The sequence below is a fragment of the Chryseobacterium daeguense DSM 19388 genome, assembly GCF_000430825.1.
Lineage (GTDB): Bacteria > Bacteroidota > Bacteroidia > Flavobacteriales > Weeksellaceae > Chryseobacterium > Chryseobacterium daeguense.
On the sequence record NZ_AUMT01000011.1, the window covers coordinates 96,313 to 109,722 of the forward strand.

Annotated in this window: 13 protein-coding genes; 6 read left to right on the forward strand and 7 right to left on the reverse strand. The window is 36.2% G+C overall.

The window, feature by feature from the left end:
• Positions 1-140 precede the first annotated feature (140 nt).
• Positions 141-269 (forward strand): hypothetical protein, encoded by a 129-nt coding sequence (locus H560_RS23620; protein WP_262486283.1) that lies wholly within the window; start codon positions 141-143, stop codon positions 267-269.
• A 106-nt stretch (positions 270-375) separates the two neighbouring features.
• Here H560_RS23620 and H560_RS0113845 read toward each other — a convergent pair whose 3' ends face one another.
• Genes H560_RS0113845 through H560_RS0113855 form a run of 3 tightly spaced genes read right to left on the reverse strand, consistent with a single transcriptional unit; the run spans position 376 to position 3,423 of the window.
• The gene (locus H560_RS0113845) at positions 376-1,479 is read right to left on the reverse strand and encodes an HlyD family secretion protein (RefSeq protein ID WP_027380599.1); all 1,104 of its coding nucleotides are present in this window, start codon (positions 1,477-1,479) and stop codon (positions 376-378) included.
• Positions 1,480-1,499: 20 nt separating this feature from the next.
• A complete protein-coding gene (locus tag H560_RS0113850) occupies positions 1,500-2,813 on the reverse strand; it encodes a TolC family protein (RefSeq protein WP_027380600.1) in 1,314 nt (437 codons plus the stop codon).
• A complete protein-coding gene (locus H560_RS0113855; RefSeq protein WP_027380601.1) occupies positions 2,797-3,423 on the reverse strand; it encodes a TetR/AcrR family transcriptional regulator in 627 nt (208 codons plus the stop codon). Before H560_RS0113855 ends, H560_RS0113850 begins: the two co-directional genes overlap by 17 nt.
• Positions 3,424-3,541: 118 nt before the next feature.
• On the opposite strand from H560_RS0113855, the gene H560_RS0113860 reads away from it, so the two are divergent.
• Entirely contained in the window at positions 3,542-4,537 is a 996-nt protein-coding gene (locus H560_RS0113860) for a hypothetical protein (RefSeq protein ID WP_027380602.1), read from the forward strand.
• A gap of 29 nt (positions 4,538-4,566) precedes the next feature.
• On the opposite strand, the gene H560_RS0113865 is transcribed toward H560_RS0113860, so the two are convergent.
• A complete protein-coding gene (locus H560_RS0113865) occupies positions 4,567-5,685 on the reverse strand; it encodes a DNA polymerase III subunit (RefSeq protein WP_027380603.1) in 1,119 nt (372 codons plus the stop codon).
• A gap of 369 nt (positions 5,686-6,054) precedes the next feature.
• Between H560_RS0113865 and H560_RS0113870 the strand changes: the two genes are divergently transcribed.
• From H560_RS0113870 to H560_RS0113880, 3 genes are read left to right on the forward strand one after another with little or no spacing between them, the layout of a single operon-like run.
• Positions 6,055-7,335 (forward strand): hypothetical protein, encoded by a 1,281-nt coding sequence (locus H560_RS0113870; protein ID WP_027380604.1) that lies wholly within the window; start codon positions 6,055-6,057, stop codon positions 7,333-7,335.
• Position 7,336: 1 nt separating this feature from the next.
• Entirely contained in the window at positions 7,337-7,930 is a 594-nt protein-coding gene (lptC, locus tag H560_RS0113875) for an LPS export ABC transporter periplasmic protein LptC (RefSeq protein ID WP_027380605.1), read from the forward strand.
• Between the two features lie 4 nt (positions 7,931-7,934).
• Positions 7,935-8,981, forward strand: a complete 1,047-nt coding sequence (locus H560_RS0113880; protein ID WP_027380606.1) for an anhydro-N-acetylmuramic acid kinase — start codon at positions 7,935-7,937, stop codon at positions 8,979-8,981.
• A 316-nt stretch (positions 8,982-9,297) separates the two neighbouring features.
• On the opposite strand, the gene H560_RS0113890 is transcribed toward H560_RS0113880, so the two are convergent.
• Positions 9,298-9,687 carry a hypothetical protein gene (locus H560_RS0113890; protein WP_027380607.1) on the reverse strand — a complete coding sequence of 130 codons (390 nt, stop codon included), beginning with the start codon at positions 9,685-9,687 and terminating at the stop codon, positions 9,298-9,300.
• A 39-nt stretch (positions 9,688-9,726) separates the two neighbouring features.
• Between H560_RS0113890 and H560_RS0113895 the strand changes: the two genes are divergently transcribed.
• Positions 9,727-10,332 carry an NUDIX hydrolase gene (locus tag H560_RS0113895; protein WP_027380608.1) on the forward strand — a complete coding sequence of 202 codons (606 nt, stop codon included), beginning with the start codon at positions 9,727-9,729 and terminating at the stop codon, positions 10,330-10,332.
• Here the strand turns inward: H560_RS0113895 and H560_RS0113900 are convergent.
• Together H560_RS0113900 and gldJ are read right to left on the reverse strand one after the other, a co-directional pair.
• Positions 10,325-11,596 (reverse strand): UDP-N-acetylmuramoyl-tripeptide--D-alanyl-D-alanine ligase, encoded by a 1,272-nt coding sequence (locus tag H560_RS0113900; RefSeq protein WP_027380609.1) that lies wholly within the window; start codon positions 11,594-11,596, stop codon positions 10,325-10,327. The two genes, H560_RS0113895 and H560_RS0113900, sit on opposite strands and share 8 nt — an antisense overlap.
• Before the next feature lie 62 nt (positions 11,597-11,658).
• Positions 11,659-13,257: a gliding motility lipoprotein GldJ gene (gene gldJ, locus H560_RS0113905; protein ID WP_027380610.1), complete on the reverse strand. Its 1,599-nt coding sequence runs from the start codon at positions 13,255-13,257 to the stop codon at positions 11,659-11,661.
• Positions 13,258-13,410: the final 153 nt, after the last annotated feature.

A 13,410-nucleotide genomic window follows, 5' to 3' on the forward strand; every position in this document is an offset into this window, starting at 1 on the left:
AACTAACTTATTTTGAATTTAATCTGTATTTAGGCTAAGATTAAGGTTAAAACTTATTCACCCGTCAATTTAATGAGTTATCACTAAATCGATTATCAACACAAATACTTTTCCGAATCTCTAAAATCTTAACTAAAAAAGTGAATTGTCAAACATCAATCAACCCTGTTGCCAATTTTACTACTTCATTTTCTACAACAATCATTGATCTCATCTGCAAGCCGGTCTCAACTTCATGGTCAGATACTTCATTTCCACATCTTCACTGACTTTCATCTGCAAAACCGGCATCTTTTTCATTATCAATTTTACTTCTTCATTTTTTACATTTCACAATTGACCTGCTTCAGCAAAATTGACAATTCACGTATATTTTTATTTCAAAGAAACCTCAGCTTTTACGTTCATTCCTGTTCTTAATCTTTTTGCGATGGTTTTATCAAGATTCACAAAATCGATTTTTACCGGAAGTCTCTGAACTACTTTTACGAAGTTACCGCTCGCGTTATCCGGAGGCAGAATAGAGAATGTAGCTCCTGTAGCCGGAGAGAATGAGCTTACCACCCCATCAAATTCTTTATCAGGGAAAGCATCAATTTCAATCTTTACTTTCTGACCTTCTACCATTTTATCAACCTGCGTTTCTTTGAAATTGGCCACTACCCATTTCTGGTCGTTTTTAACCAAAGAAAACAGCTGTGAACCAGCCTGAAGATATTGCCCCGCCTGGATAGGAACTTTTCCTACGAATCCGTCTTCAGGAGCAACAATTACTGTGTAAGAAAGGTTAAGTTTTGCATTTTCTACGTCCACCTCTCTCTGTTTTGCTACAGAACCTGCAACGCTGATCTGCTGGGAGCTTGCCGCTGTCTGAGAAGAAGCGATATTAGTCTGCTGTGCAATCTGATTTCTCTGATCTATTAAAACCTGCAATTGCTTATCCGCCGTTTGTTTTGCAGCCAAAGCCTGCTCATACTGCTGTTCTGTAATAGAATGGTCTTTTACAAGATTGGCATATCTTTTTAAATCCTGGGAAGTTTTCCATACGTTTACTTTTGCTGCTTCTATCTGTGCATTGGCAGTAGTAACTGCAGCCTGGGAAGACCCGATGTTCTTAGAAGTGGCTGTAGTGGTAGCTTCTGCATTTGAAATATTGCTTTTTGCCGTAGAAAGGGCTGCTTCAGCCTGAGCAAGTGCCATTTTCTGATCTCTGCTGTCAAGGATTACTAATGTATCTCCTTTTTTTACGAACTGGTTATCTTTTACCTTAACCTCAGTTACATATCCTGAAATTTTTGAAATTACAGGAGCCAGGTTTGATGCGATCTGTGCATCATCCGTTTCTTCATGTGCCTGTCCGTAAGTATAAGCATTGTAACCGTAGATACCTCCGCCGATTACCACAACCGCTAAAATTATAGGAAAGACTAAACTTTTTTTCTTTTTCGGTTCAGCCGTTTGTGTAGTATTATTTTCCATTTTGGGTATAGTCTTATTTTTTATTTAATTGTTAAAGTTCCGGTAGTCTGTAATAGTTTTCTGTAAGCCAGTGCTGCGTCTGCTTTGGCATTAATTACGCCAACGTTTGCGGCAATCTGTGCTGCGTCTGCATCCAGTAATTCCGTCGTGGTTGCAAGTCCGTTGTCATATTTATTTTTTGTGATTCTGTAGTTTTCATTAGCCTGCTCAGCAGATTTTTCGAAAACAGCGATTCTTTTTTTAGAATAATCCGTGTTTTGATATTCCCTGTTAACATCTAATTTTATATTGTCATTTAATAATTCATTGGTTGCCTGCAGCTGCATTTCTCTTGCTTTCGACTGTTTCAATGAAGAATTTTCTTTCCAAAGGTTTGACAGATTGTAAGAAATCCCAACTCCTACGTTCACTGCATTATATATCGTTAAAAACTTCGGAATATCTGCTGCTACATAACCTCCTGTAAATGCTATGGAAGGAAGATTTTCCGCTTTAGCCGATTTTGTTCCCAAAGCCGCTGCTTTTCTCTGCATATCCAGAGCCTGAAGATCCTTGCGATTTTCTTTTGCTGTATTTACGTAGAAATCAACAGGTTTCACTTCATCCGCTTCTTCAATATAATTTTGGTCAACTTCTAATTCCGTAGTTTCCGGAAGACCTAGTAAAAGGTCCATGTTGATATTGGCGATATTGTAGTTATTTTTCGCCTCCAATAGTTGAAGCTCAATATTTGAGGTCTGAAGATTGGCTTTTAGCCTGTCGTTTCTTGCAATTAATCCGTTGTTTTCCATTTTAAGGAAAGTTTCGTCTCTTTTTTGAGAAGCGGTAAGATTTTCTTCTAAAACTTTTATTGCCTGATTGGCTTTGAATAAATTATTATAAGCTTGTGCAACATTATAAGCAATGGATATTTTATCATTTTCCGTGCTTAATTTTGATGCTTCCACCAGATATTTTGCAGACTGGATCCCGTACTTGATTCTTCCGCCGCTGTAGATCGGAACACTGAGATTGGCAGATCCGTAAAGAACCTGGTGCACCTCCGGCCCGCCTTCAGAAGAAAGTCCCGGAAGTTTAAGATCTATCGTTGGTTTCATCGGAAGATACATGTAGCTTCCTGATACCTTAAGTTCCGGAAGCTGTCTGTTTTTAGCTTCCAAAAGATCTGCGGTGGCTTCTTCTATTTTAGCAGCATCAATCTTGAGATTTTTACTGTTTTGGATACCCAACTGCACAGCTTCGTCAAGAGTAAGCATTTTTTTCTCCTGAGCATTTGCGTTTGCCATCCCTACAAACAGGGCCAGTGCAATGACTGAGTTATTTAGTTTCTTCATAACCTAGAAGGTCTTTTAGTAAGTATTTAATATGTGTATTGAGTTCTGTGTAATATTTTTCATCAAAAACTTCTTCTTCATCCGTATTATTAAGGAATTCCTTATACATTTCTTTAGCATTGGATGCATAAAATAAAGTTCCGCTTATGGTAGAATGAAGAAGGTAAATAGGCGGGTTTTTAGTAAAAATTCCTTTTTTTAAACCACTTTCCAGTATTTTGGAATACATGGCGATGAAACCCATTTTTGTCTGCTTCAAAAACTCCACAATCTGAGGATTTTGTGTGTAAAGCTGCTCTCTTTGCATTATCCTGTAAAAACATTTCTGATGTCTTACGCGCCCTGCAAACTGGTCTACAATCTTTTCTATTTTTTCCCATTCATTGATATCAGTCCTTTCCAGCATATCTTTTGAAAAAAACTGACCTTCATTCATCCTGTATTCTACTAATTTTTCGTAAAGCTTTTCTTTGGAACCGAAATAATAGGAAATCATAGAAATATTCACATTCGCTGCTTTGGCGATCTCCCTTGTGGAAGTACCTTCGAAACCTTTCTCAGCAAAAAGTCTTTCGGCCGCGAATAATATATTTTCTTCTTTTGATACCATTATACTCTCATTTTTGAAGGGGCAAATTTACAACAGATTTTTTGATAAATCAAACGATTGATTGATTTTTTATATAATTTTAATTTTTTTTTAATCTTATATTTACAAAAAAACTACTATGGGAATATTAAACTTCTTTTCAGGAAGAAAAAAGAACCAATCAAATGCAACAAAGCAATCACAAAAAAACACTGATGATGCGCAACTTGCTTCAATAATGGAAGCAGGAAAAAAGTTTGATCATGAAATTATCGAAGCTTTTCAGAGGTATTATTCTGATCCCACACTCACTGTTAACATCGAAATTAAAGATGATAAAGGAAATGTATACCCTGCGCACATTGCCTACGGAGAGCTGTTCGGGGAATGGCTCGGAATACAGTCAAAATGGGATAGAATGTCCCTTCTTTACAGGTTTTGGGATGATTCTCAGGTGAAAAAACTGGAAGACTGGCAAATCATTGAACGATATGTAAAGGACAGATACCCTACCCATTCTTTGAAATATTTTGAACAAAATTTCCCCGCAAAAGAAAAACTTAATGCGCAGGAACTTGTAGCTATTTCAAAAATGTACAGGTCATTACTTAACAACAAAGAGGCTCGTCATTACATTGACACTGCCTACCAGAAGTTCCCTGAAGAAGATATAGTAAAAGTGGAATATGCGACGGTACTGCATCTATCAAAAAATCATGAGGAAAAAGAAGATTCTCATAAAATTTTTCTTGAAGTTTTAGACAAAAAAATTGAAAAAAAAGATACGGAAAGCCTTCTGGAATGCTTTTTATTTTCTGAAGGTTATGTAGATTCATCTGTTTTTGCAATGTCTTTTTTACTGTCCGCGGAAGCAGACCTTAATCAGTGGGAGATATTATCTGAAGAATATTATTACTGCCCCGTTTTCAGATATGAGCATGCCGTAAAACTATCACAGTCTGATGAAGGATTGAGAGCATTGGCAAAACTCACTTCTTTGAGCCAGGAATTTCCTTGGTTTAGGACAGCAGTAGAAACAACGGTAAAAAATATCGAATCTATGAGAAAGCAGCTTAACTCTTCAAATTTTATGGAAAAAGAATTACAGGAATTTAAAAATCAGCTCAATAATTAAAATGAAACTCCGGCAATCGCCGGAGTTTTTTATGTATTTTTATGAATGTATCTTGACAGCTTTATTCCCAAATCTGTCCAGACAATTTTCGGGTTTCCGTTTCTGGTAAGGTGCAAATCTGCCGTGCTGATCTCGTCTAAAATATTTTCAATATTGGCTCCGCTGATGAATTTTGAAAAACCTGACCAGTTGAAGCCATTAGCGTCAATTTTTTTATAAACAAGACTTTCCGACTGATAATTCTGAAGCAAAGCCAGCCTGAAAATTTCTGAACAGTAGTTTAAAAAATTCTTTTGTTTCTCACGGTTCCAGCCCGCGATCTCCCTTGCCCAAAGAATAATGCTTTTTAAAAATTCCGGTTTCTTTTTTACCATAAAAGCATCCCTAACCCATTGTACGAAAAGTTTTTCGAATTCTTCATTCTTACTTCCGGACTGTAGAAGCCTGATGGCATCATTAAGGTCTCCCTGAGATTCGTGAACGATTTCCTTTATCTTTTCGTCGGAAACATTGAAATTCTTTTTTAAATAAGCTTCGATGTCTTCATCATTAATCCTCGGGACTTCCACAATCTGCGTTCTGGAAAGAATGGTAGGAAGAATGTCATTTGAAGATTCTGCCGTAAGCAGAATAATGGTTTTAGCCGGCGGTTCTTCCAAAAATTTCAGGAATTTATTGGATGCGGCAATATTCATTTTATCTGCTCTCCAGACAATGAGAATTTTTGTTCCACCTTCAAAACTTTTTAAAGAAAATTTCTGATTCTGATCATCAATTTCATCCGCAGATATAAAAAGTTGTTTATTTTCCGACTCCAGAAAAGCTGTCCAGTCGTCATAGCTTGCATACGGGGAAGCCATGATCATTTCGCGGAATTCTTCAAATTTATTTTTACTTAAAGAATTTTTATTATCCGTGAAAACCGGAAAGCTGAAGTGCAGGTCAAGATGATTCAAGTGCTCCACCTTTGAGGCGGCGTGCTCATTTTCCCGGCTCAGGACTTCTTTTGCGTAGGCTAAAACCATCGGCAAAGTCCCATACCCTTCCTTTCCTACGAAAAGCTGGGCGTGGCTCACACGGTTTTCGGTGATACTATCTCTCAGAAGTTTTTTCAGATTTTCCTGTCCGGCAATGTTCTCCCAATTCATGGTTCAAAGATAAAGAAATTTTGGATTGTAAGATGTGAATTTTGCTTCGCAAGGAATGGCGATTTTTCTTTAATATATAGAAGTCTGTTTTTTAAGCTAAATTTGAAAAATTGGCTTTATTAACCATTCACCATTCACTTTAACCACCCCGTCAAAAATTTTTCAAATTTTCGCCACCCCTCCAGAGGAGAGGAATTTGAGCATGTTTATATTTAAATAGTCTGTAGAAGATTCATAAGCAAAGCGAATTGACAATTCACATTTCACCCTAGATATCGCTATTCATCCCCCTTAACAAACTTTAACCTCTTATAATTTTTACAATTCATTAATATTTAAGATATTTGCGCATTGTTTTAAAAATAAAGAATGAAAAAAATCTTTGTACTATCATTCATATCAGTAGGATATTTCCTGAATGCGCAGAATCTGAGTAACTCACCTTATGCCACTTATGGAATTGGAGATGTAAAATATGATAATACTATCGAAACTTCCTCTATGGGAGGTATATCAACTGCTTTTATAAGCGACTTTTCCAGTAATTTTAATTTTGCAAACCCTGCAAATAATACCAATTTCGAGCTTACAAGTATAAAGCTGGAAGCTACGAACGAAAACAATTACTTCAAAACTGATTATAATAATACGAAGTCTACAAAACATTCTACGTATTTATCTAATATATCAATAGCCTTCCCACTTTCTCCAAAGTTGAAAATGGGACTTTCTTATCAGCCTTACAGCTCCAAAAGCTATGAAATCGTTCATGATGAAACTTTAGAAGACGGAAATATCAGACGTAATAGTTTTAAAGGAAGCGGTACATTGAATACGGCTCAAATCGCTTTAGGCTATGAAATTAATGATAAAGTTGCGGTAGGGGTAAGAGCCAATTACTATTTCGGGAATTTATATGATCTTAATGAATTGTCTCAGTCTAATGCAGAACTTGTTAACGGATACGAAACTAAAAACAATGTCCGTAACTTTAATTTTACATTGGGAGCCAGCTACCAGAATTTAAATACAAGTACTGACAGAAAATTAACCATCGGTGCCATTACTACTTTTGGAAACACAAGTAATATGACCACGGATTATCTGAACAGTACCTATTATTATGCTGACGCAGCCGGAACAAAAAGCAACGAAAGTATAATTGAGCAAAAGTCTACCAGCTCTAAAAACCTTTTACCTTTACAGGCATCATTAGGTGTAGGTTACGGTGAGGAAAATAAATGGTTTTTATCTTTACAGGGAGATTATAAAAAAGGAGAATCCATCAGCTACTTCGGGAATACCCTTGATCTGGAAGATTCTTACAGAATTTCTGCCGGGGGATGGTACCTTCCAAACTATAACAACTTCAGAAGCTACTTCTCAAGGGTTGTTTACAGATACGGTGCTTTTTATGAAAAGGGAAGCCTTAAAATTGCAGGCCAGAACATCAATAAGTTCGGGGTTTCTGCAGGGGTTCTTCTACCATTCAAAAACAGCAGCATAACAAGAATGAGTGGTCTTGAGCTTGGCCTTGAAGTAGGAAAAAGAGGAACAACTAAGAATAACCTGATCAATCAGAATTTTATCAATCTGAAAATAGGGTTCAACTTTGCAGACAAGTGGTTCAGAAAGACTTTATATAACTAAAATGAAGTTGATCAGCAACATATCATATAAAAAAATTATAGCATACCTTTTTAGTTGTGCTATATTTTTTATAGTGACATCCTGTGAAGAAGACCTTACGAAAAATGCAGGTAAGCAAAGTAAAAATTTTCCCTCACAGGTTATTAATAATGCCAATATCATCCAGCGGGATTCCGGATTTGTGACGATGAGGGCAAAGGCTCCGATTATTGAAAAATATGAATTGATCGACAGCCCATACACCGTGGCAAGAAAAGGAATTGATATTCAATTTTTTGATAAGAAAAAGCCTAAAGTTCCTGGAACAATTAAAGCAAAATATGCCAGAATCTTCGATTATAAAAAGTTCTACGAAGCTAAAGGTGATGTGAGAATTACAACTAACGAAGGCCAGAAATTTGCCATGCAGAGTATTTTTTGGGACCAGAAAAAAAACCGAATTTATACCCATGATACAGTGTATGTAACTATGGAAGACGGTTCTACATTAGTAGGAGCTCACGGAATGACCGCAAAAGATGACTTCTCCGAATATGTTTTTTACGAAAATTCGGGAGACTTCACCACTACAAAATTATCTGAAAAACAAAAATAGTTCTATGGTTCTGCACGCAATCGGGTTGATGTCCGGAACAAGCCTGGACGGTCTGGATATTTGCTTTGCAAGATTCGAGAAGCAGAAGTCTTCATGGAATTTTGAGATCATAAAAGCAGAAACACTTCCCTATCCTGAAAATTGGGAACATCAGCTCAAAAATTCTATCCATCTTTCAGCAGAAACATTATTGGAATTACATTCTGAATTTGGTTTTTATTTAGGCAAATCCGTTAAAAATTTTATCCAAAAATACCAGCTAAAAAATATTGACCTGATTTCCTCTCACGGGCATACTGTTTTTCACCAGCCTCAAAAGAAATTTACATTACAGATTGGCGACGGGAGAGCCATTAAAATAGAAACCGGGCTGCCCGTAATCTACGATTTCAGAACTCAGGATGTTTTGTTGGGCGGAAATGGCGCTCCACTCGTACCCATCGGGGATGAATTGCTGTTTTCACAATATGATGCATGCCTTAATCTGGGTGGATTTTCCAATATTTCTTTAAAAGCCAACAATCAGAGAATTGCCTTTGACATTGCTCCGGTGAATATTATTTTGAACCAACTGGCGCAGAAATACAATAAAAAATTTGACGATAACGGAGATCTTGCAAGAACAGGAAAAATAAATGAAACCCTTTTATCTGAATTAAATTCATTACCATTTTATCATCAGCAGCATCCAAAATCCCTTGGAATAGAATGGTGTAATGAAAACATCTGCCCTTTATTTAAAAATATAGAAACTCTTGATATTCTGGCTACTTTCACGGAACATGCAGCACATCAGATTTCGAAGGTTTTTACTGAAAATAAAATTAAAAAAGTCCTTTTTACCGGTGGCGGAGCGTACAATCAGTTTTTAATTGAAAAAATTAAAGCTAAAACAACTACTGAAATTATTATTCCGGAAAAAGAAATTATTGAATATAAAGAAGCTTTGATTTTTGCTTTCATGGGAGTTTTAAGGCTCAATAATGAAATTAATGTTCTTTCTTCCGCTACGGGAAGCTCACAAGATCATAGTTCTGGAATTATCTGCTGATACGACACTTAAATACACAAATAATATGAATCACCACTAAGCAAAACACCTTTCAAAAAAGTAATCATAATTGATGAAGAAGGTAACAGGAAAGAAATCCCCGCACACAAGATTATTATAGAAACGGAAAAAACAGAATTTGAAATTGACCCTGAAGCAGAAGGAATAAATGTTAGCTGTCTAAAACCTGACGAAAACAACCGATATTTTGATCTCTGCATCCGTCCATTTGCGGCAAACGGAGTTCAAATTTCTGCTGATCAATAAATTTTAAGCCAAAAAAAAGCTTCATGAACATTCTCATGAAGCTTTTATATTATTTATAGGCTTCTATCTTATCAGTAAGCGTATTTATGAAATTCTGCAAAGGCTTTTCTACCATCATTTTGATAAACGGGTTGAATTTTCCCTCAAAAAGCATCTGAACTTCAGTCTGATTTTCGTTTACAGGATTCAAAGTTGCCGTCAATGCAAAGTCTAAACTTGAGCTTGCCGACTTCAAAACAGCCTTCTGATCATTCACTTCATCTATTTTCAGAGCGATTTCCGGCATTCCCTGCAGACCGAATTTGAAACCGTCTTCTCTTGTTTCAAACTTTTGAAGACCATCCGGCATGAATTGTTTGTAGTTTTCAGGAGATTTTAGGATTTCAGTGAGTTCTTTAGATGATTTATTGACAATAATCTTTCGTCCTTCTAAATTCATTTTTTATTTTTGTATTTAATTCTTAACTCTTACAAATATATGTATAAAGTTTTTGTGAACGAAAAAAAATTATTGCTGTCTAAGCAATCCGAAAACCTGGAAAAGATGCTTGGCTACGAAAACGTCACAACCCTTGAGATCGCTTTGGATCTTCTTGAAAATACATCTGTAAGGGAATTAAATGTTTTTGGTGAAAATATTGATGAAATCTGGGCAGAATTTCAAAAATTATTCAGAATCATTGAAGCAGCAGGAGGTTTGGTCAATAATTCTGACGGAGACTTACTTTTTATAAAAAGGCTTGGAAAATGGGACCTTCCCAAAGGTAAAATGGAAAAAGGCGAATCCCGCGAAGAATCTGCTGTCCGCGAAATTGAAGAAGAAACCGGCTTAAAAGATGTGGAGCTGGTAAGATTTATCAATACAACTTATCATATTTATGTAGAAAGAAATGGTGATAAAGTTCTGAAATGCACCCACTGGTTTGAAATGAACTTCAATGGTGAAGACACTTCAAAGCCGCAGATAGAAGAAGGAATCACAGAAGTGGCATGGAAAAACACTTCCCAGATTAAAGATGAAGTTTTTCCGAGCACATTTAAAAATATTAAGCTGATTGTAAAGGAATTCTGGCAGACTAAATAAAATCGATTGATTTTTCTAACGCAATTCCCCTTGAACCTTTTAATAAAATATTGTCTGACTGGATTTTATTCAGCTTTAAATATTCTATTAATTCTGCTGTATTTTCAAAGCTTAGCTGTGAAGTATTTACATTTTTGAAGTTCTTTCCTACGGTTATGATTTCGTTAAAACCTAATTCCTGGGCCAGTTTAAGGATATTTTGGTGTTCCGTTGTGCCCTCCTCTCCCAGCTCCAGCATATCACCGATGATGATAGTTTTTGAACCTTCAAAAGTGATAAAATTATGCAGTGAAGCGTTCATAGAGCTCGGATTTGCATTATATGTATCCAAAACCAGTGTCCGGTTTTCTTTTTTTACAATCTGAGAACGCATATTGGTAGGCGTATAATTTTCGATTGCCTGTTTAATTTTTTCAAAATCAATTCCAAAATGTAATCCCAGGCTTGCTGCAGCACAAAGATTTGTAAAATTATATTCCCCGGTAAGCTTTGAAAGTGCTTTTTTATCCTGATACTGTAAGCCTACGAAATGCTCTTCTGAAAATAATTCAAACTGATAATCTGAAGTATCTTTTCCGAAAGTAATTTTTGGTGTATAATTTTCAGTTTTTTCTGCCTGAATGGGATCGTTTTCATTGACAATAATGGTTCGCTGATGATTTTTAAGATAATCGTATAGTTCGGATTTACCTTTAATTACCCCTTCAAAACCGCCGAAACCTTCAAGATGTGCCTTTCCAAAATTGGTAATATAGCCAAAATCAGGCTGTGCAATGGAACAAAGCAGCTCTATTTCTTTCTGATGATTGGCCCCCATTTCGATAACGGCCATTTCATGCTCCGGCTTTATAGAAAGGATTGTTAATGGTACTCCGATATGATTATTTAAATTTCCGAAGGTATACTGTACATTGAATTTCTGTGAAAGAACAGCGTGAATAATCTCTTTCGTAGTAGTTTTCCCGTTACTTCCCGTAAGCCCAATGATGGGAATCTGAAGCTGTTTTCTGTGATAAACCGCAAGCTCCTGCAGGAATTCTAATGTAGAACGGACATAGAAAATGTTTTTATCGGTATTTTCAAAATCTTTCTGCTCTACAATTACTGCGAAAGCGCCTTCTTCTATGACTTTTTCAGCTAAAGTTGCCGCATTGAAATTCTCTCCTGAAAATGCAAAAAAGATATCGTTCTTTCCTATTTTTCTGCTGTCAATTGTAACTTTTCCGGACTTTAAAAATAGCGGGTAAAACTGTTCTATATTCATAGTTCAAAAATAAAAAAACCTTCCAAAATTTTGGAAGGTTTTTGAAATTATTTTGATAAATATTATCTTCTTGTTCTACCTTTATCGCTTGCTCTTGCATCTTGAGCCACACGGAATCCGATCCATCCGTAAGCTTTATTTTCGTCTTTATATCTTCTTTGTCCCGGATCCAGCCAGTAAGCCGTATCCTGCCAAGAACCACCTTTTACAACTCTGATGTCATTAGTCATAGCAGAAGTTCTTTCTTTTCTGTCTTTCTGAAGAATTACTTTTCCGTTAGCATCTACAATAAATCTCTTTTGAGGAGCATTGTACATATTGCTGGCATCTGCAGAATCAGAAGTGCTTCTATAGTCTAATGAAGACATTCTGTCACCATCTCTGTAGTTTCTGTAATCAGCGATAGTTTCTCTTTCGAACTGGCCTGGTAAGTTTCTGTAAACTAATCTTCCGTCCGCCAGAGTATCATATTTAATGTTGCTTTCATCTACCATTTTGTAAGTTCCGTCACCGTTCTTTACAACAGCTTGCGGCATATTTCCTCTATAGTAGTTGAAGTCACTGAAATCTTCGTCAATGATTGGTCTGTAGATATCCGCCGTCCATTCTGAAACGTTTCCAAACATACCATAGATACCTATGTCATTTGATGGATATTGTCTTACATCAGAAGTTCTTGCAGAACCGTCATTTTTCCAACCTGCGATACCAGAGTAGTCACCAGCTCCCATTTTGAAGTTTTCAAGGTACATTCCTCTGTCTCTACCTTTAGTTCCTCTCAATGTTTCAATTTCTGGTTTTTTACCTAAGTATTGATTATACTCTCTGTTTTTAGACATACCCAATGCAGCATATTCCCATTCTACTTCTGTAGGAAGTCTGAATTTCTGAACCATTGCAGAAGCAGGAGATCTGTTTGCAGCAAGTAATCTTTGGTTGGTAGTTTTTATACCATTCTTTTGCTGCATTCTTTTTTCATTGATGTACCCTTGCATTTCCGGATCATTCGATTTGAATTTATCCATGTTGAATGCAGTTCCACCCTGATTGTTTGATTCGTTGATATACAAATCTTTAGCAATAATACCTGCTTGCATTAAAGCTTTTTCATTTGCTCTGTCTGTCAACCATTCGCAGTATCTGTTTGCCTGAGTCCAAGAAACACCTACTACCGGATAGTAATCGAATTCAGGAGAACGGAAGTAGGTCTCGTTGTAATCATTTCTAGATAGTTTGTTGTCCCACAGTAAGGTATCCGGCAACGCACCGTTGTAGATTTCCTTAAAGCTAGGATCACTTGGAGGGAATACATACTTCAACCATGTAAGGTATTCGCGGTATTCGTAGTTAGTAATTTCAGTTTCCCCGATAAAGAATGAACTTACCTGCATTCTACGCGGTGAGTTATTCCAGTCGTGCATAACATCATCTTTCACTAATCCCATTGTAAAAGTTCCACCTTCTACATATACCATCCCCGGCCAACCTTTCTGCTTTTGTTGCTTTCCTGCAAAAAACCAACCTTGTTTTTCGTTTGGTTTCCAACCCGTTTTGCTGACAAATTTTTTAGTACCGCCGCCTTTGCTAGTACCTCCACCACAGCTGGTTAATGCAAGTGTAGAACTTAATGCTATTAATGAAAACAACTTTAGTTTTTTCATAGTCGATATAAATATTTTCAAAGTACAAAGAAAAAATAAATTATTCAATAAATCAAGTAAAGAGTTGATTTTTTTAAAAAACGTTAACAAATTAATTTTATTGTATCGCAATTTAATTATAAAATTTTCATTTATTTTGTAATTTAGAAATTT

Bases quoted from the DNA above. Each gene is read 5' to 3' on its own strand.
- H560_RS0113845 (WP_027380599.1), bottom strand. From the start codon at position 1,479: ATGGAAAATAATACTACACAAACGGCTGAACCGAAAAAGAAAAAAAGT.
- H560_RS0113850 (WP_027380600.1), bottom strand. From the start codon at position 2,813: ATGAAGAAACTAAATAACTCAGTCATTGCACTGGCCCTGTTTGTAGGG.
- H560_RS0113855 (WP_027380601.1), bottom strand. From the start codon at position 3,423: ATGGTATCAAAAGAAGAAAATATATTATTCGCGGCCGAAAGACTTTTT.
- H560_RS0113860 (WP_027380602.1), top strand. From the start codon at position 3,542: ATGGGAATATTAAACTTCTTTTCAGGAAGAAAAAAGAACCAATCAAAT.
- H560_RS0113865 (WP_027380603.1), bottom strand. From the start codon at position 5,685: ATGAATTGGGAGAACATTGCCGGACAGGAAAATCTGAAAAAACTTCTG.
- H560_RS0113870 (WP_027380604.1), top strand. From the start codon at position 6,055: ATGAAAAAAATCTTTGTACTATCATTCATATCAGTAGGATATTTCCTG.
- lptC (WP_027380605.1), top strand. From the start codon at position 7,337: ATGAAGTTGATCAGCAACATATCATATAAAAAAATTATAGCATACCTT.
- H560_RS0113880 (WP_027380606.1), top strand. From the start codon at position 7,935: ATGGTTCTGCACGCAATCGGGTTGATGTCCGGAACAAGCCTGGACGGT.
- H560_RS0113890 (WP_027380607.1), bottom strand. From the start codon at position 9,687: ATGAATTTAGAAGGACGAAAGATTATTGTCAATAAATCATCTAAAGAA.
- H560_RS0113895 (WP_027380608.1), top strand. From the start codon at position 9,727: ATGTATAAAGTTTTTGTGAACGAAAAAAAATTATTGCTGTCTAAGCAA.
- H560_RS0113900 (WP_027380609.1), bottom strand. From the start codon at position 11,596: ATGAATATAGAACAGTTTTACCCGCTATTTTTAAAGTCCGGAAAAGTT.
- gldJ (WP_027380610.1), bottom strand. From the start codon at position 13,257: ATGAAAAAACTAAAGTTGTTTTCATTAATAGCATTAAGTTCTACACTT.